General features: G+C 40.3%; 20 protein-coding genes. All 20 read right to left on the bottom strand.

Going from position 1 to position 17,617, the window contains the following annotated elements; translation table 11 throughout:
* Nucleotides 1–1,929: an NADH-quinone oxidoreductase subunit L gene (gene nuoL, locus EHR07_RS04070; RefSeq protein ID WP_135743910.1), complete on the bottom strand. Its 1,929-nt coding sequence runs from the start codon at nucleotides 1,927–1,929 to the stop codon at nucleotides 1–3.
* A gap of 4 nt (nucleotides 1,930–1,933) precedes the next feature.
* The gene (nuoK, locus tag EHR07_RS04065) at nucleotides 1,934–2,254 is read right to left on the bottom strand and encodes an NADH-quinone oxidoreductase subunit NuoK (protein WP_135743909.1); all 321 of its coding nucleotides are present in this window, start codon (nucleotides 2,252–2,254) and stop codon (nucleotides 1,934–1,936) included.
* Nucleotides 2,251–2,868, bottom strand: coding sequence for an NADH-quinone oxidoreductase subunit J family protein (locus tag EHR07_RS04060; RefSeq protein ID WP_135743908.1), 618 nt, complete (start codon nucleotides 2,866–2,868; stop codon nucleotides 2,251–2,253). The genes nuoK and EHR07_RS04060 overlap by 4 nt, the downstream gene beginning before the upstream one ends.
* A complete protein-coding gene (gene nuoH, locus EHR07_RS04055) occupies nucleotides 2,847–3,917 on the bottom strand; it encodes an NADH-quinone oxidoreductase subunit NuoH (protein WP_135743907.1) in 1,071 nt (356 codons plus the stop codon). Before nuoH ends, EHR07_RS04060 begins: the two co-directional genes overlap by 22 nt.
* Before the next feature lie 16 nt (nucleotides 3,918–3,933).
* Nucleotides 3,934–5,205 carry an NADH-quinone oxidoreductase subunit NuoF gene (gene nuoF / locus EHR07_RS04050; protein ID WP_135743906.1) on the bottom strand — a complete coding sequence of 424 codons (1,272 nt, stop codon included), beginning with the start codon at nucleotides 5,203–5,205 and terminating at the stop codon, nucleotides 3,934–3,936.
* A gap of 1 nt (nucleotide 5,206) precedes the next feature.
* The gene (locus tag EHR07_RS04045) at nucleotides 5,207–5,695 is read right to left on the bottom strand and encodes an NADH-quinone oxidoreductase subunit NuoE family protein (protein ID WP_135743905.1); all 489 of its coding nucleotides are present in this window, start codon (nucleotides 5,693–5,695) and stop codon (nucleotides 5,207–5,209) included.
* The gene (locus EHR07_RS04040; RefSeq protein WP_208739693.1) at nucleotides 5,695–6,915 is read right to left on the bottom strand and encodes an NADH-quinone oxidoreductase subunit D; all 1,221 of its coding nucleotides are present in this window, start codon (nucleotides 6,913–6,915) and stop codon (nucleotides 5,695–5,697) included. The genes EHR07_RS04045 and EHR07_RS04040 overlap by 1 nt, the downstream gene beginning before the upstream one ends.
* 16 nt (nucleotides 6,916–6,931) lie before the next feature.
* The gene (locus EHR07_RS04035; protein WP_135743904.1) at nucleotides 6,932–7,453 is read right to left on the bottom strand and encodes an NADH-quinone oxidoreductase subunit C; all 522 of its coding nucleotides are present in this window, start codon (nucleotides 7,451–7,453) and stop codon (nucleotides 6,932–6,934) included.
* Nucleotides 7,450–8,010, bottom strand: coding sequence for an NADH-quinone oxidoreductase subunit B (locus EHR07_RS04030; protein ID WP_135743903.1), 561 nt, complete (start codon nucleotides 8,008–8,010; stop codon nucleotides 7,450–7,452). The genes EHR07_RS04035 and EHR07_RS04030 overlap by 4 nt, the downstream gene beginning before the upstream one ends.
* The gene (locus EHR07_RS04025; protein WP_135743902.1) at nucleotides 8,001–8,378 is read right to left on the bottom strand and encodes an NADH-quinone oxidoreductase subunit A; all 378 of its coding nucleotides are present in this window, start codon (nucleotides 8,376–8,378) and stop codon (nucleotides 8,001–8,003) included. Before EHR07_RS04025 ends, EHR07_RS04030 begins: the two co-directional genes overlap by 10 nt.
* Before the next feature lie 115 nt (nucleotides 8,379–8,493).
* Entirely contained in the window at nucleotides 8,494–9,753 is a 1,260-nt protein-coding gene (locus tag EHR07_RS04020; RefSeq protein WP_135743901.1) for a replication-associated recombination protein A, read from the bottom strand.
* Between the two features lies 1 nt (nucleotide 9,754).
* A complete protein-coding gene (locus EHR07_RS04015) occupies nucleotides 9,755–9,976 on the bottom strand; it encodes a hypothetical protein (RefSeq protein ID WP_135570276.1) in 222 nt (73 codons plus the stop codon).
* A complete protein-coding gene (locus EHR07_RS04010) occupies nucleotides 9,977–10,561 on the bottom strand; it encodes a YqaA family protein (protein WP_135743900.1) in 585 nt (194 codons plus the stop codon).
* Between the two features lie 49 nt (nucleotides 10,562–10,610).
* Nucleotides 10,611–11,177, bottom strand: coding sequence for an aminoacyl-tRNA hydrolase (gene pth, locus EHR07_RS04005; protein WP_135743899.1), 567 nt, complete (start codon nucleotides 11,175–11,177; stop codon nucleotides 10,611–10,613).
* On the bottom strand, nucleotides 11,174–12,709 hold the full coding sequence (cimA, locus tag EHR07_RS04000) for a (R)-citramalate synthase CimA (protein ID WP_135743898.1): 1,536 nt from the start codon (nucleotides 12,707–12,709) through the stop codon (nucleotides 11,174–11,176). The genes pth and cimA overlap by 4 nt, the downstream gene beginning before the upstream one ends.
* Nucleotides 12,706–12,981 carry a Smr/MutS family protein gene (locus EHR07_RS03995; protein ID WP_135743897.1) on the bottom strand — a complete coding sequence of 92 codons (276 nt, stop codon included), beginning with the start codon at nucleotides 12,979–12,981 and terminating at the stop codon, nucleotides 12,706–12,708. Before EHR07_RS03995 ends, cimA begins: the two co-directional genes overlap by 4 nt.
* Nucleotides 12,982–13,002: 21 nt before the next feature.
* Nucleotides 13,003–13,419 carry a response regulator gene (locus EHR07_RS03990; RefSeq protein ID WP_135743896.1) on the bottom strand — a complete coding sequence of 139 codons (417 nt, stop codon included), beginning with the start codon at nucleotides 13,417–13,419 and terminating at the stop codon, nucleotides 13,003–13,005.
* Nucleotides 13,416–16,148 carry a HAMP domain-containing sensor histidine kinase gene (locus tag EHR07_RS03985; RefSeq protein ID WP_135743895.1) on the bottom strand — a complete coding sequence of 911 codons (2,733 nt, stop codon included), beginning with the start codon at nucleotides 16,146–16,148 and terminating at the stop codon, nucleotides 13,416–13,418. The genes EHR07_RS03990 and EHR07_RS03985 overlap by 4 nt, the downstream gene beginning before the upstream one ends.
* 29 nt (nucleotides 16,149–16,177) lie before the next feature.
* Nucleotides 16,178–17,239: an A/G-specific adenine glycosylase gene (gene mutY / locus EHR07_RS03980; RefSeq protein ID WP_135743894.1), complete on the bottom strand. Its 1,062-nt coding sequence runs from the start codon at nucleotides 17,237–17,239 to the stop codon at nucleotides 16,178–16,180.
* The gene (locus EHR07_RS03975) at nucleotides 17,236–17,520 is read right to left on the bottom strand and encodes a hypothetical protein (protein ID WP_039937836.1); all 285 of its coding nucleotides are present in this window, start codon (nucleotides 17,518–17,520) and stop codon (nucleotides 17,236–17,238) included. The genes mutY and EHR07_RS03975 overlap by 4 nt, the downstream gene beginning before the upstream one ends.
* Between the last annotated feature and the right edge of the window lie 97 nt (nucleotides 17,521–17,617).

Genomic DNA, 17,617 nt, shown 5'->3' with positions numbered 1-17,617 from the left:
TTACACCCCCCTCGTTAATAGATACACTAAAATACAAAATGTACCAATGACAACATACAAGGCGTAATCGCCAATAAATCCTGATTGGAGCCTTCGTAAACCATTGGCAATCACACCAAAACTCCCTCCAATTCCCAAAAAGAATCGATCGAGGATCTTGGTATCAAAAAAGAAAGCCACTCCTTTCGATAAAAAGAGAAAGGGCCTTACAAATAGAAAATCATAGATTTCATCGATATAGTATTTGTGAAATAGAATCTTTCGAAACCCTGTATGTTCTTCCAGAATGGGGCTTTGTTTTCTTTGATAAAGGAAATAGGCAAGGATCAGACCAATTGTGGCAATTCCTACAGAAAACCCAGCTAATGAAAGTTCTACGTCATGAACCAGACTCTTGTGTTCTGCTAGAGTTCCATGAAGAGAAGCCAATTCATACCCTTTTGACAAAACAGGAGCAAAAAATCTTTCTAAAGCATCAATATGTAAAAAGAAATGTGGAGTCTGTAAAAACCCGGCGACCACGGCGCCGGTTGCAAGAAGTACAAGTGGCAAGGTCATGGTCCAAGGAGATTCATGAACTTTGTGATGTGAGTCCGTGTTGTCTTTTCCAAAGAATACAACAAAGACAAGTCGGAACATATAAAACGAAGTGAAAAAGGCAGCTACAATACCCATGGTCCAAAGGATAGAACCAAACGCACCGTAGGTGTATGTTTTTTCTAAAATTAAATCTTTGGAGAAAAATCCAGAGAAAGGAAAAAATCCTGCAATGGCTAGAGTTCCCAGTAAAAAAGTAAAAGAAGTGACTTTGATTTTTCCGAAAAGTCTACCCATATGTTTGATGTTTTGTTCGTGGTGGAGGGCGTGAATCACTGAACCTGCACCAAGAAACAATAAGGCTTTAAAAAACGCATGTGTCATTAAGTGGAAAAGTCCTGCCACATAACTCATGCTACCCATGGCAAGAAACATAAATCCAAGTTGTGAAACTGTTGAGTAAGCTAGAATTTTTTTGATATCGTTTTGTAAAGTTCCAATGGTGGCGGCAAAAAGTGCGGTCACTGCACCAATGATGGCGATGAAAAGAGAAGTTTCCGGTGCGAGTAAAAATACAAAGTTAAGTCTAGCAATGAGAAATATCCCCGCCGTTACCATTGTCGCCGCATGGATGAGAGCAGAAACAGGAGTGGGACCTGCCATCGCATCAGGCAACCAAACATACAAAGGAATTTGGGCTGACTTACCCATAGCTGCAATAAAAAAGAAAAGTGCTACAATGTTTGCATAATTTGCAAACTCACTCATTTCACTTAAATTGGTTTGGAGTTGTAAGTATTGTAAACTACCACCTAACCAAAACAAAAACCCCGTGCCTAAAATAAAACCAACATCCCCTATTCGGTTTAGGATGTATGCTTTCATCCCCGCTTCGGCTGCAGAACTTTTATCGTAGTCAAACCCTATCAGTAAATAAGAAGACAAGCCCACCCCTTCCCAACCAAGAAAGGTAAGCACTAGGTTGTCACTGAGAACTAAGTTTAACATACAAAATATAAACAAATTCAAATAGGCAAAAAATCGGTTATATCCCGCATTCCCTTTCATATAACCCATCGAGTATAAATGGATGAGAGATCCAATGCCTGTGATGATGAGAGTCATATAAAGAGAAAGTTGGTCGATTTGGTAACCAAAAGAAGACTTAAAATTACCAACGACAATCCAGTCAAAAACAGGAACCAAATGTGGTGCGGTTCTTTCCATTGGTCTAAATTCGTTAAACGCACCTAAGGTGATAAGGAATGGAATGAACACAGCCAAAGTCCCAATGGCACCGGCAAACCTATGAGGGATCCGATCTTTTAAAAGACCGTTGTGTAAAAAACCAAGGAGAGGAAGAAGGACAACTAACGGGAATAAATCTAACATAGGATTACCATCTCATCGATTGGAGTTCATCCACATTGGTGGATTTTTTATGCCGGAAAATGGCAATCACAAGCGCCAGTCCCACAGCCGCTTCTGCCGCAGCAATTGCCATCACAAAGAAAACAATGGTTTCCCCTGAAATATGAGAAAGGGCTTTGGAAAAAGTAACAAACACTAAATTCACAGAATTTAAAATGAGTTCCACTGACATAAAGATGATGACGATGTTTCTTCGAATAAGAATTCCAAGTACGCCAATGGAAAACAAGATTCCAGCAAGACCTAATATGTAGGAAACAGGAATGTCATTAATGAATTGGTTCATAAAACGTTGTCCTTGGTTTGTTCCACTTCTGTGAGTCTTTTTTTGGCAAGGATCACTGCCCCAAGAACTGCTACGAGAAGTAAGATGGAGATCATTTCAAAAGGAAGTAAATAGTCCAAATAAGTGGAAGCACCGACAGTGGCTACGTTCCCTTTTGTATTTACGGTTCCCGTTCCTTGGATGGGAAAGGAATACTCAGTGAGTTCATAACCTTTTCCCTTTTGTTCAGAATGAGGAACTCCTGTTGTGAGAGCACTATACAATAAAAAGAAAAAACCTAATGCAAAAAGAGAAAGTAAAACCAAACGGATTGGGTGTTTTCTATATCGAGACAAGGTTTCTGTTCTTTGTGAAAGTAACATCAAAACAAAAACGATAAGAACCATAATGGCGCCTGCATACACTAACACCTGCATGGTGGCTATGAACAAAGCTCCCATAATTCCGTAAATGCCTGCCAAAGAAAAGAAGGTAAAAACAAGAGATACCGCTGATACCACAGGATTTTTCTGGAAGATCACACTAAGAGCAGTCACCACAGTCACTGTTCCAAAAAAGATAAATAATAAAAAGGAAGGAGAAGATTCTATGTTCATATAAATAATTTCATCCATCCTTCTTTCCAATAAACCGTGTAAATGGCCGCAAACATCACTGCAAAAAGTCCCCAAGGGATCATTTTTTTCCAACCCAGTTTCATCAATTGGTCATAACGAAAACGAGGGAGGGTCCAACGAACCCAAATAAACAAAAAGGCAAAGAATAACACTTTTAAAATAAAAAACCCAAGTCCATAAAATGCTTGGTAAGGAGAACCGGCACCTAATTGAAACGGAACATTGTATCCACCAAAAAAGAGTAAGGTGGTAAGACAAGACATGGTGATCATATTCATGTATTCAGCTAAAAAGAAGAGGGCGAACTTAAATGCTCCATACTCAGTATGAAAACCCACAACAAGTTCCGATTCCGCTTCCGCAAGGTCAAAAGGAAGGCGATTGGTTTCGGCAAACATCGCCGTCACATAAATAAAAAAGGCAACAAACCCAGGGGGAGATAAAATATTCCACATATCTTTTTGGGAATCACTAATGTCTGTTAGTTTGAGAGATCCAGTCATAATCACAATCACAACAATGGAAAGTCCCATAGGAAGTTCGTAACTAATCATCTGAGCCGTAGAACGAACTCCACCAAGTAACGAGTATTTGTTGTTACTAGACCAACCCGCAATCATAATCCCATACACAGAAAGAGAAGAGATAGCAAGCATGTATAATACCCCTGAATCGGGATTAGCAATTTGTAAATCAATCGTTGTAATACCGGTAAGAGCCATAAGCCACTCCGGTGCCGGAAGACTTCCCCCAAAAGGAATCACAGCCCAGGCCATAATGGCACAAGTCATGGAGATGGTAGGAGCCAAAAGATACATCCCTTTGGATACGTTTTTTGGAAAAATTTCTTCTTTAGCGATGAATTTGATTCCGTCAGCAAGAGGTTGGAAAAGTCCAAAAATTCCGGCACGGTTGGGGCCCGGACGATCCTGGATAAATCCAGCAAACTTACGTTCGGCGAGTGTGTAATAGGCCACACCCGTTAAAATGATAAAAAATAATGAGAGGATTTTAATTCCCCAAGCAAGTATTAGAGCCCAGTCCATAATGTTTCGATGACCTTTAGTGAGAGATGCTCACTTCCTTTTTCAATCGAGTCGAGAACTCCCCTTTAAACTTTGTCATCGTTGGACGGACTGCCATAACACAAGCATCCGCTAACGGACAGATGGTGGTTCCACCTTCCATATTCCTAGACAAAGAAAAAATGAGTTCTACATCTTTTTCTGTTCCTTCTCCGACTTTAATTTTATGGAGAAGGTCTTTTACCCAATGTGTACCTTCCCGACAAGGCGTACATTGACCACAGGATTCATGTGAGTAAAACTCTGCCAATCGGTATGTGGTTTCCACAAGATCTGCCGATTCGGAAAGAATGATGACAGCCCCGGAACCTAACATGGATTTGAGAGAAGCTATGGATTCATAATCCATAGTGGCAGTCATGGCCTCTTCTGCTGTGAGAATGGGAGAAGAACTTCCTCCTGGAATCACTGCTTTGAGGGTTCCATCGTTTTTAATCCCACCACAGATATCGTAAATGAGTTCTTTCATGGGAGTTCCCATTTCGACTTCATAAATCCCTGGTTTTTTCACATGTCCGCTGACAGCAAAAAGCCTGGTTCCCGGTGATTTTTCTGTTCCGATTTTTTTATATTCTTCTCCCGTCATACGAATGATATGCGGAACATTACAAAATGTTTCCACATTGTTCACAACGGTAGGACATGCATAAAGACCAGATACAGCTGGAAAAGGAGGTTTTAATCTTGGATGGCCCCTCCTTCCCTCAAGGGAATTGATGAGAGCTGATTCTTCTCCGCAGATATAAGCACCTGCTCCGGAATACACAGCCAAATCAAAATCATAACCAAGGCCTAAGATATTTTTTCCAAGAAGGCCAGCTTTGTATGCTTCTTCGACTGCTTCTTCGACGATACGAATCCCCTTATGGAACTCACCTCGAATGTAAATATAACCTTGGTGGGAGTCGATTGCTTTGGCAGCAATGACCATCCCTTCAATCAGCATATGGGGGAATTTTTCGATTAAAAGTCGGTCTTTAAAGGTTCCCGGTTCGCCTTCATCCCCATTACAAATTAAGTATTTGGGTTTGTCGGTTTTTGGAATGAAGCCCCATTTGTTTCCCGTAGGAAAACCGGCACCACCGCGACCCCGTAAACCAGAGTTCTTAACATCGTTTACAATTTGTTCTGCGGTCATTTCCGTCAGTGCCTTTTTTTGGCTTTCGTATCCGCCGACAGACCGGTAATGGTTTAAAGTATGAGAATCAGCAGCACCAACATGAGTTGTGAGAAGTGTTTTTAATCCCATTTTATACCTGCTTTTCCAATTCGGAAAGAATGGCTTCGATTGATTCCGGTGTTAGGTTTTCATAATATTTGTCGTTGATTTGGGCCACTGGCCCAAACCCACAAGCACCAAGGCACTGCACTTCATCAACGGTGAATTTTTTATCACTTGTGGTTTCACCCGGTTTAATCCCTAACTTGGAACATACATGTTCGGTGATGGAATCGGAACCAGCAAGGTAACAAGAGATATTTCCACAAATTTGAATGTGCAACTTTCCCACCGGTTTTTTGTTGTACATGGTGTAAAAAGTAGCAACCCCATGCACATGAGCAAGGGATACCGGATCACCAATCCGATCTGCAATGTACTGCATCCCTTCCTGGTCCACAAAACCTTTGTCAGCTTGTAATAAAAAAAGACAGGGCAAAATTAACGAACGTTTACTCGGAAACTGAGGAATCAACCTCTGGAAACGCTTTTCTGAATCTTGTGAAAATTGATAAGCCATTAACAATCCAACTCCCCTGCAATGACATTGAGTGAAGACATGGTGGCAATGGTATCCGCAAGTAAGCCCCCTTTGACAAGTTCAGGGAACGCCTGGTAATACCAAAAACAAGGACGTCTGACATGCACTCTCCAAGGAGATTTTTCACCTTCTGATACTACATAAAAACCGAGTTCACCGTTGGCTGCCTCGGTCGACATATAGTATTCTCCCGGAGGCACCTTCACTCCGTGCATAATGATTTTAAAATGGTAAATGAGTTCTTCCATATTGTGATACACACGATCTTTCGGCGGAAGGAAAGTGTGGGGAACATCTGCATGATACGGGCCTTCTGGAATTCCATCGATGAGTTGTTCTATGATGCGCATGGATTGACGCATTTCTTCCATACGAACGAGAGTCCTGTCGAGGGCTGATCCATCTTCTCCCACGGGGATATCAAAATCGACCTTATCATAGAACATATAAGGATCATCTTTTCTTACGTCCCAAGGAACACCGGCCGCACGTAGATTGGGACCAGAAAATCCGTAAGCAATGGCACGGTCTGCAGAGAGACCACCAATCCCTGCCGTCCTTTCATTAAAAATTTTATTACGAATGAGAAGGTCTTGGAATTCATCCAAAGCAGGTTTCAAACCTTTGATGACAGTTTTGATTTCGGATTGGAACTCGGGATAAATATCACGTTCCATTCCACCCACACGACAGAAAGTAGTCGTGAGCCTAGCGCCCGTTAACTTTTCTAAAATTTGATAAATATTTTCTCTATGATGAAATAAATGGAGTAATCCAGAAAATGCACCAAGGTCCACACCCATAATTCCATTACAAATGATATGATCCATGATCCGAGATAGTTCAGAGATGATCATTCTTACATAAGTAACACGTTCGGGAACTTGGATCTGCATCATCTTTTCAACCGTAAGAATCCATCCAATATTGTTGAGCGGAGTGGATACGTAGTTCATACGGTCAGTACAAACTAAGAACTGATTATAATCGTAACGTTCTCCTAATTTTTCAAAACAACGATGGACATACCCAATGACGGATTCTGTATCCACCACACGTTCTCCATCAATTTGGATTACGTTTTGTAAAATTCCATGAGTGGCGGGGTGGCTGGGTCCTAAGTTAACCAGTAAATGGCCTTCCGGTAGGTCTTTGAATTTTTTTCCAAAGTGTTCGGCTGTTTTTTCGTACATTACCATAATGATTTCCTACCGCCTAACCGGCAATATCCTCGTTCACATGAATGGTGAGTAAATCTTCAATGAGATAATCTTGTCCTGGACCTTCCAGCGGATAATCTTTACGAAGTGGATGGCCAATAAAGTTATCAGGCATAATCAGCCTTTCCAACTGCGGGTGGTTGGAAAACGGAATTCCCATTAGGTCATACACTTCTCTCTCAGGCCAATTGGCAGAAGGAAAAATACTAACAATGCTTGGAACCTCTTCCCCTTCTCCCACAGGAACTCGTAGTTGCAAACGGAAATGTTTGTTTTTAGGTGAACGAAGTAAGTAAACCACTTCAAACCTTGGTTCTCTTTTTCCAAGCCAGTCGACGGAGGTAAGATCATTTAGGTAAGTGAATGCAAATTCTGGATGATCCTTTAACGTTTGTACGACGGTGGGAAGGGCTTCCTTTTTGATCGTAAAATAAAGTAAATTGGTGTTTATGTCCCTTTGCGGGAGTAAAACTTCAGAAAACCGCGAGTTTAAGTATTCAGTTATTGTATCTTTCATGCCACTACGAGAGGTTTATTGCGTTCGTTGATTTCTTGGATTTTTCGCATGACTTCTTGGCGTCTCGCTTCTAATCCCTGGCCTTGGACTTTCTTTTGCAGTTTGACTAGGGCATCAAGGAGAGCTTCTGGTCTTGGAGGACATCCTGGAACATATACATCCACAGGAAGGATTCGGTCGACACCTTGTAACACACCGTAGGTGTGAAACATACCACCGGAAGAAGCACAAGCACCCACAGAAATTACAAATTTAGGTTCTGCCAATTGGTCGTATATCTGGCGTAAGACGGGAGCCATTTTATATGTGATGGTTCCAAGAACCAAAATCATATCTGCTTGGCGTGGTGAAAAAGAGGGACGTTCTGCACCGAAACGAGCGATGTCATAATCAGCACAAGAGGTACTCATGTATTCGATTCCGCAACAAGCAGTGGCAAAAGGATAAGGCCATAATGAAAAACTTTGCCCCCATTGGACTACGTTATCCAATGTAGCGACTTGGAACATATCGCCAAACATCTCACCCGGTTTGGATAGTGTTTCTGTTAATCCCATTCCAGTGCTCCCTTTTTCCATATATAGTATAGACCCACAACAAGTATGAGTAAAAAGAAAAACATCTCGATTAAAAAGAAGGTACCAAGGCCCGCCTCTTTAAAGCTGATTAAGTTCACTGCCCAAGGATAAAGGAAGACAGCTTCAATATCGAAGAGGATAAAAAGAACCGCCACAAGATAGAACTTAATGTTAAAGAGTCCTCTCGCATCACCGTAATAGGTAACTCCACATTCAAAGGTATCTTGGGGTTTTGATTTTTTCTTCGGATTGATGAGGAAGGCAAGGGTCAAAATCAGAGCGGAAAAACCGACTCCGAGCAAAAGTTGTAAAAGTATTGGCGCAAAACTATCTGGTGCAGAACCCATGTATGAAAATGCTCTCACGAGTGGGGTCGATTGTCAAGATGAGAATCATTTTCCCCTTTGTTTTCGTGTTAATTTCGATCGTTTGTAATTTTTGCGGCCGATTTGAGATAAATTCTCAATACCGGTCCCCCCAAAGACGCTCCAATTGTTCCTTTAAATTCTTTTCCATCCCTTGGTTTGTCGGATGATAAAACTGGGGAATGTCTGGATAAAAATCAGTGGGAAAATAACGTTCTTTTAGGAAATGCCCCGGGAAATCGTGGGGGTATTGGTAATCCTTTCCAGCCCCTTCCTTTTTATGGGTGGCTGTGGGAGCATTACGCAAATAGTTTGGAATTTGAAACTCTCGTTTCCTTTCCCGGACTAGTTGCAAAGCTTTATCAATTGCCAAATAACTTGCGTTAGATTTAGGTGCCGAAGCAAGAAAAGTTGTACATTGGCCAAGGGGAATCCTTCCTTCCGGCATCCCAACTCGTTCCACAGCCTGCCAAGTGGCAATGGCCAGCGGAAGGGCATGGACACTGGCGTTTCCCACATCCTCACTGGCAAAAATCACAAGCCTCCTTGCGATAAAAAGTGGGTCCTCTCCCCCTTCGATCATAAGAGCCAAATAAAAAAGGGCAGCATCGGGATCACTCCCACGAAGGGATTTGATAAAAGCAGAAATGATATCATAATGGCTTTCACTGTTTTTATCATAAAAGATTACATTTTCACCTAATATTTCAGCTAACTTAGATTCGTCGATACTTCCCGTATCTTCCGTAAAACTTAAAATTCGTTCTAGATACCCAAGGAGTTTTCTGGCATCTCCTGAACTTCTGCGAAAGAGTTCCTTTTTTAAATCCTCTGGAAATTTTCCCTTGTGATTGAGTTTGGTCAGGCAAGTTTCAAAAATCGAGTTTTCTTCTTCTTCTGACAAAGTGGTGAGCCTGTACACTAACATCCGAGAAAGGAGAGCTTTATTCACACGAAAACTTGGATTTTCTGTGGTTGCCGCAATTAGAATGATTTCACCTTCCTCCACAGCAGAAAGAAGGGCATCTTGTTGGGAGGAAGAAAAACGGTGGATCTCATCCAAAAACAAAACAATGGTTCCCCTACGTTTGGCTTCCTCTAAAACCTCTCGCACTTCTTTCAGACCACTTGTCACACAACTTAAATAACGTTTTTCTAAACTCCAACTTTGTGTGAGAAGGTGTGCTAAGGTAGTTTTTCCAGAACCAGGTGGGCCGTAAAACAGAATAGAGGTGGGTTTGGTGATGGCTCTTAGTGATTGCACCACTTGAGCCTGGCCAACAAATTCTGACCAAATCTTGGGTCGAAGGGCATGGGCCAATGGAACTTGTTTGTTTTGTGAAAAAAGAGAGTCCAACTTAAGTATTTTCCAATTCTTTTTTGACTGCCATATAACAATTGTATATGGTTTCGTTACAAACATCACATCCTGAATTACAACAAATAAGAGACCTTTCCGAAACCTTTCCTTCCACCAAATTTTTTACAAAAGCTGCAGTCCGATCAGGCAAAAAGAAAAACCTTACTTTTTCTAAAATTACCTCATCCACTGTTTTAGGAAATAAACGTTCTTCTGACATCTATCCTCCAGTGATCCACCCCAAATACATGGCATAAAAATATACAGTGACTCGCACAAATCGAAAAAGAGAGCCGAGTAAAAATAGCGAATAACGCATCTTAAAGGTTCCCACTGTATAAGCCATCCAAGAATAGGGAATGGGTGTAAGGGAACTTAAAACAACAGCACCAAATCCATATTTACGTAGATAAGGTAGGAGTTTGTCTTCGTAATGTAAAACCATCTGCCGACCTAAATGAAACTTAGGAATAAGATACAATCCAACAAAGTAGGCTAAGGATCCCCCAATGATACTCCCAAAAGACATAGAAAGAATGGTTTTTAAAGGATCCATTTCTCCCGTGATGGCAAGCATTAGAAAAGCATCGGGAGGAACAAAAGCCGGAAGGCTATCGGAAAGAATCATTCCCACAAAAAGTCCCAAATACCCAAAAATACGAACAAAGTGTTCGCTAAATCCGAGTAGTTCCTTTCGAAAGAAAAAAGCAAGTCCAAACACAATGGCTAACACGATCACAATCGATAGAATGGTTTGGAAGATAAGACTACGAAGGTTGATGGAAGTTTCTTTGTCTTTTGTCATAAAATGTGATCTATGGTATATTCACCTTGTTTTGTTAAGAGTGAACCACCTAACCTCCATTTTCTTTTCGGATTAAATTACGGTTGGTTCTGATCCAATCTTCAATTTTAGTAACTGATTCTTTGATGAGTGCATCCAAATTGTTTCTTTCCTCTGCATTAAAATTTTGTAAAACAAAATCAGCTACTTCCATTCCACCTTTTTCGGGTTTACCAACTCCAAACCGCAACCGGTGGAATTCTTGCGAACCTAGTTTTGCCACGATATCTTTTAGTCCGTTGTGGCCAGCCGTTCCGCCGCCAATTTTATTTTTAATTTTTCCGAAAGGTAGGTCCACTTCATCCTGAACGACTAAAATTTGGGAGGGAGGAATTTTATACAAATTGGCAAGAGTTTGGGTGGCTTTTCCAGAAAGATTCATAAACTCTAATGGTTTCAAAAGATGGACTTTGTCTCCGTCCAGAGTATGAGTTGATTCCATATATTTTTTGGAATCTTTGAAAGACACACTGAAACTACTCGCAAGAGCATCCAAGATCATAAAACCAATGTTATGGCGAGTGTTTTTATACTTATCCCCTGGATTCCCAAGGCCCACAATGAGAAAATGAATCATACGTTTCCGAGTAAAATATGTAACAATCGTTCTGTGGCTTTCACAGCTGCCACTTGTTGGTCAGAGTCAATGCCAATGGTGCGAATAGGATGAGTTTCACCTTCTACTTTCCAAGTGATGACTGTTTCAACTAAAGCATTGGTATTTCCTCCGGGAGGAATCCGAACTTCATAGTCATAGAGTTTTGGAATTTGGATGTTTAATTCTTTTAAAATTTTACCAAGGGCATTCATAAACGCATCGTAACCGCCGTCACCTTCTCCCTTTGCCGCGTAATCCTTCCCCTGGAAATTCACCTTGACTTCGGCTTTTGGTTTGACCCCGATCCCACTTGTCACAGTACAGGACTCGATTCGAAAACTAGCTTCTAAATTTTCACCAGTGATATCAGAGATGATATAGGGAAGGTCTTCCTTAGTGACGGTTTTGTTCTGGTCACCAAGTTCAATCACTCGTTCCAAAACTTTTTTTTCAATTTCGGGGGAAAGAACCATACCCAATTGTTTTAAGTTTTCTGTAATGCTTGCTTTACCCGCTAACTTCCCTAAGGCGTAAACTCTAGATCGTCCAAACCTTTCTGGCAAAATGGGATTGGCATATAAATTTCCTTTTTTGTCCCCATCGGCATGAACTCCAGCAGTTTGTGTGAATACATCCTCACCAACGATGGGTCGGTTATCCGAAATACGTTTCCCTGAAAAAACCGCCACAAGCCTTGAGGCATTGGTAATTTCTTTTTCCACTATGGAAGTTTTAAATTTTGTTTTGTCATGGATTGCTGTGACAACTGCTTCTAAAGGAGAATTACCCGCACGTTCCCCAAGTCCATTTACGGCGACATGGAGCCCACGAACACCGGCACTCACTGCTTCCAAACAGTTCGCCACTGCTAAATCATAATCATTATGTCCGTGGAATTCAAACCAGAGTTTTGGAAATTCTTTTACAAGATCAGTAATGGCTGTCCGAACTTCGAAGGGAGACAATACTCCCAATGTATCCGCTAAATAAAATTTTTGGATCGGAAACTTTGAGACAACATCTAAATATTCTAATACATAATCTCTGGAATGGGTGTATCCATTGGACCAGTCTTCTAAATAAACGTTTACGGCGATTCCAGAAGCAGCTGCAAATTCGACAGTTTTCTGAATGTCTAAAAAATGTTCTCTTGGGGTCTTTCGAAGTTGATTTGTTAGGTGGTTCAGTGACCCCTTAGTAAGAAGGTTAAGAACCCGAACGCCAGTTCCCTTCATCCATTCTACAGTTTTATCATAATCCACAAATCCTAAAATTTCGATTCGATCGTCTAAACCTTCTGACTTAGCCCATTCCACAATTTTTTTAACGGCTTCAAACTCACCAGGTGAGACCCGAGCGCTGGCAATTTCGACTCGGTCGGTTTTTAGATCCATTAATAAGTGTTTGGTGATATTTAACTTTTGCTGCCAAGAAAAGGAGACACCGTTTGTTTGTTCCCCGTCTCGTAAAGTAACGTCCAGGATTTCTATAGTAGAGTTAGATTCGGTCATGATTTCAATCGGTTGATGTATTCTTTGGATGGGGCAAGAATTTCGACAATGGTCGCACCCGGGTTTGACCGAAACATCGGATCGGTCTCCACTAGTTTCAGAAAACCGCAGGTCTCCACGTAGTCAATCGCCATTCGCCTGAGGATTCCTTCCCCGATTCCGTGCAAAATTTCGACATAGGATTCCCCGTCCATAAAGGCTTCATGGAGTTCTCGCTCTAATTTAATGCGAGCTTCTTCAAATCGGAGTTTTCGGATGTAGATGGTACGCACCTTACGTCCAGAAAAATGGACTTAGGTCAAATTGCAACAGAAACGAACTGCATCTAGCAATTCTCTAGTATTCCAAGGTTTGGAAAAAATGGCGTAGGTTTTTGCTTCTTCCTTTACACGGTTGATGGCATCACGATCCGCATGGCCGGAAATCAGAATGGATTTAATCTGTGGGTATTTTTGATGGACTTGGATGAGAAATTCGTCTCCACGCATTCCAGGCATGAGCCAATCGGAGAGAATGAGGATCACTTCCACACCTGAACTACAAAGGTCATCGATCACTTCCATCGCCTCTTCAGGATTCTGGGCTGTTTCGTATGTATAACTGCCACCAATTTCGCGTTTTAGTTCTTGTACGAGGGAAAGGAGGAGAATCGGTTCATCATCCACACATAGGATTGCGTTTTTCTCATGATGTAGTTGTGTAATATTCAAACTCTTTCCCCTTCGATTCCCTTTGGCAAAAACACTCGAAACTCAGTTCCCTCTTCATTTGATATGAACTCAATTTTGCCCTTCATTTTTTCTACGATTTGTTTACAAATGTCAAGCCCAAGCCCAATCCCTTCGCCATGTTTTTTTGTAGTAAAAAAAGGTAAAAAAATCTTATCCTGAATCTCTGGGGCAATCCCCTTACCAGAATCCCGAATGGATGTGATCACAAAGTTCTCTTTGGAAGTGACTGAAATTGTCATTTTACCTCGATAATCCATTGCTTGTAAGGCATTGTTGATAATATTAATCCAAACCTGATTGAGTTTGTCTTTTTCCACCAAACAATAATCAGATGTTTTATACTGTTTAACCACTTCGACATCATTTTTTATTTTTGCATGATATAGGGTTAAAATAGAATCCATTTCAGTGGGGATATGAACTTTTTGTAATTCTGTTTGTGTTTCTAATCGGTCGGTATGTAAATAATGTTTGAGTGCATTTACTACATGGGATGCTTTTTCTGTCGCAGTTTGAATCACATAAACTAATCGATATAAACTACCTAAAATATGTACATTTTGAAGGATCATTCCTGACCTTGGGTTCTTTAAAACCTTGAGTAATGGTTCGTCGAAATGTAAAATTCCTAGTGATGTTAAGTCCTCCATCACTTCTTCAGGATTTTCGATTTGATAGGAATTTAATATCCCTAATCTTTCTTTTTTTTCAGCTCGGTTGAGTAACCCTGAATTACGAGATCCAAAAGACAAACTTAAATGGAGTAAATAACGAAAGTTTTCACGTTCAGTTTTATCTAAAGACTCCAAAAATTCAGGTAAATTAGTGATATCATTTTTTAAAATTTCCGACATGGCACGAACGCTAGAAGTAATCGCACCCAGTGGAGTATTTAATTCATGAGTAATTCCTGCGGCAAATTGCCCGAGTGCTGCTAGTTTTTCACTCATCAGTAGTTGTGTTTGTGTATTATGTAAATCGATTAGAATTTTTTCTTTCGTCTCTATCATTTCCAAAAGGCTGCGATTACTTTCGATAAGCGCTTCTGTCCTTTCTCCAATTTTTTCTTCTAAATTTGAATTGGTCTCCATCACCAAACGTTGGCTCTCTTCCACACGTTCAAAACTTTGTTTTAGTTCCTTTGACATAAAACGAAACGCTTCGGATAAATCCTTCAGTTCAACAATTATACTTTCGTCGACAGGGTAATTCCAATCTCCTTTCGCAAGTGACTTAGATGCTTTAGCAAAAGAAAGAACGGGCCTTGTCACAAACTCAGCAATAAAAGCTGCCAGTAACAAACTCAAAAGGATGGCCCAAGCAAAAACCATGGCTGATTTGCTGTTACCTCTAAGGACTCCACTTAAATAAAATGAATAAGGAAACAAAGTGATAAGATAGGTTTTTTCTTTTAGTTTTGGATGGGAATACTCAGTAACCATCGCATTCCAATTTTCACGAGAGAGTGGCTTTTTTGTCACAACTGCAAAACTAAATCGTTTTTCAGAAGTATTTATATCATTTCCCAATTTTTTAAGTTCAACTCTGGCAATTTCCAATAATCTGGATTTTCCACGGTCTCTCGCAAGTGATGCCAACGGATTTAAACTTTCATCTAACAAATACACTTTGCCTTGTTCATTTACTTTGGAGGAATCAAGAACCTTTCCCAGTCCGCTCGTTCCACTGTATTCTTTACTCGTTTCAGGAAGGGTAGAAAAATATAGATCTAAACTTAAATTGATATTCTTTGACCATTGCCTATGTAAAACCTCTACCATTTGAAAGCCAGATTGTTCCGCATTTTTTAGAGTTACATAGGCAGTAATACCAACAAGAATTAACACCAAACAAACAAAAGGTGCAACAATAAATAATTGTAAGGAAATACCAGTTTTTAATTCCGATTCTGATTCGAAAGAATCAAATTCTTTTGGTCCCGATTTCCAAACCAATTGTGGTTCGGTAATCGTTACTTCTTTCACTTGTCCAGGAACCTCAGCCCAAAAAAATCCAAACTTTCTGACTAAGGGGAATGTGATATACATCGCCAGTGGTGCGAGGATCCAAGTAATTCCTGTAGTGAAAAGAAGTGCAGAACTAATGGTATGATAGGAAATTTCAGCTCCAAATTGTTCGGAACATAAATAACCCCATAAAAAAGGTTCTAACAGTAAAAACAATAAAACAAATATAAAGTAATATATCCATATCTTGAACTTACGAAAGTCAGGTGATTTTCCAATTAATTGGTAGGAAATCCAAAATAAGGACGGATTGATAAAGTAACCCGGCAACCAGTCCCATAAAAATTCCGGCGGAACTCCCTCCATCAGATCAGATAAGCCGTAGGCAAAGGGAACAGCAAGAAGAGCCGGAAATCCAAAAAAATTCAAACAAAGGAAAACAGATAAATCTTTTAAACTTTCAAAAGTTTGTGCACCGGGAATTAAAACTATGGAACTTCCCAAGTATCCAGTAATAAAAATGGTAACAAAAGTAATCAGAAACCAATAAAAACTAGTTAGGTTCCAGTTCCAAACCTCTCTTGAGATTCTTAAAGTTTTTCCATTTCGAAACGTAAAACCAGTAAATGCGAATATAGCAATAATAGAACCTAGTAAAAAAGAAAACCGACCCCAGACCTCCAAAATGGGCAGAGGGATGTTGGAAACAAGTCTTTCGATCCAAACAATGAATTCGGCCATGGCCCATGAATGGTAACGAATTAAAACTTTTAGTAAAGCAAAAACTTTTTGACTTTAGAGGCAAGGGAGGAAGGGAATTCCCGATCTAAGGAGGAAAGTTGGACCCATTTGCTTTCCACACCAAAATTTTTGGCCAAAGTTTCCACCTGGGTTCTTTCTTTCAAACTTTGACGTAGGACAGAAAATTCCATCTTATGATGAGTGATGGTATGTTTAAATTTCCCAAGGGCGAGAAGACTTGGAAACAATTCTTTTAAGGCTAAAAAGAAGGAGGTAGGTTCATAGGTTTCTTCTGGAATTTCACCAATAAATCCATAGGGCAAATGGAACATCTCTTTCAAAAAACGCATTTTAGGTTCTTTCACAAGTAGGATTTTGTCTTTGAAATCAAAAACCAAAATTTCAGCACTTAATTGAATTTGTTTTTTTTCTTTGACCCTTAGTGGGATCTCTCCCGTTTTTTGATGAATTCTCGCATAACAAGAATCAGTCAATGGACATAATAAACATTTAGGAGACTCCGGCAAACAAAGTGTCGCCCCAAGTTCCATCATGGCCTGGTTATGGTCTCCAGGATGATCTTTGTTTAAAAAATCATCTGCCTTTTGTTGTAAGTCAGTATCTGCTTTCGATCCTAAAATATTTTCTGTATATCCAAAATAACGAGAGAGAACTCGTTTTACGTTTCCATCCAAAACCGCAAGCGGTAAGTCATAAGCAATGGAAAGAATGGCCCTTGCCGTATAGTTTCCAACTCCGGGAAGTTTCAAAACTAAATTTAAATCTTTAGGAAAAGATCCATTATAATTTTGTACAAGAAAAATGGCTGCCTTTCTGAGATTACGTGCACGACTATAATACCCTAGCCCTTTCCAATAAGAAAGAACCTCTTCTTCCTCGGCAGATGCTAAAGACTCTGGTGTGGGAAACCGTTTCATAAACGAATCATACAATGGAAGCATTGCATTGACACGAGTCTGCTGTAACATCACTTCAGAAACCCAAATAGGATAGGCTTGTTTTTTCTTTCGAAACGGAAGGTCCCTTTTATGAATTTGGTACCAGCCCTGGAGTTTTTTTTGTGGGCTCAAGTTTCTGAGTCTTGGATACTATAACGAAGAAAGGTATTACAACTTCCTTCTTCTGTATAACGAACCAAATCATAATCTAAACGAGTGGAACGGAAGAATTTGGAATGTGCTAATCGTTCTCGAATTTCCTGACGGATATGGTCACGAGCCTCTTGACGTTTGTCGTAATGGGCAGGTGAAAGGATTTCACTTTTATAAGATAAACTTCCTTCACGGTAAATGGCCACCGTAACCTGCACCCGGTATTTTCGCTGTAATCCTTGTTTTACTTCCGTATTCATTGTCTCAAAAAACCGGTTTTTCTTCCTAAATAGATTTTCGGTCTGGGGGATAGGGAAATTGAAACCCACAGATTTTTTTCATACTGCTTGCCCAAAA

The sequence above is a fragment of the Leptospira bandrabouensis genome (genome assembly GCF_004770905.1).
Taxonomy (GTDB): Bacteria; Spirochaetota; Leptospiria; order Leptospirales; family Leptospiraceae; genus Leptospira_A; species Leptospira_A bandrabouensis.
This window is presented reverse-complemented; position numbering and strand designations above follow the sequence as displayed.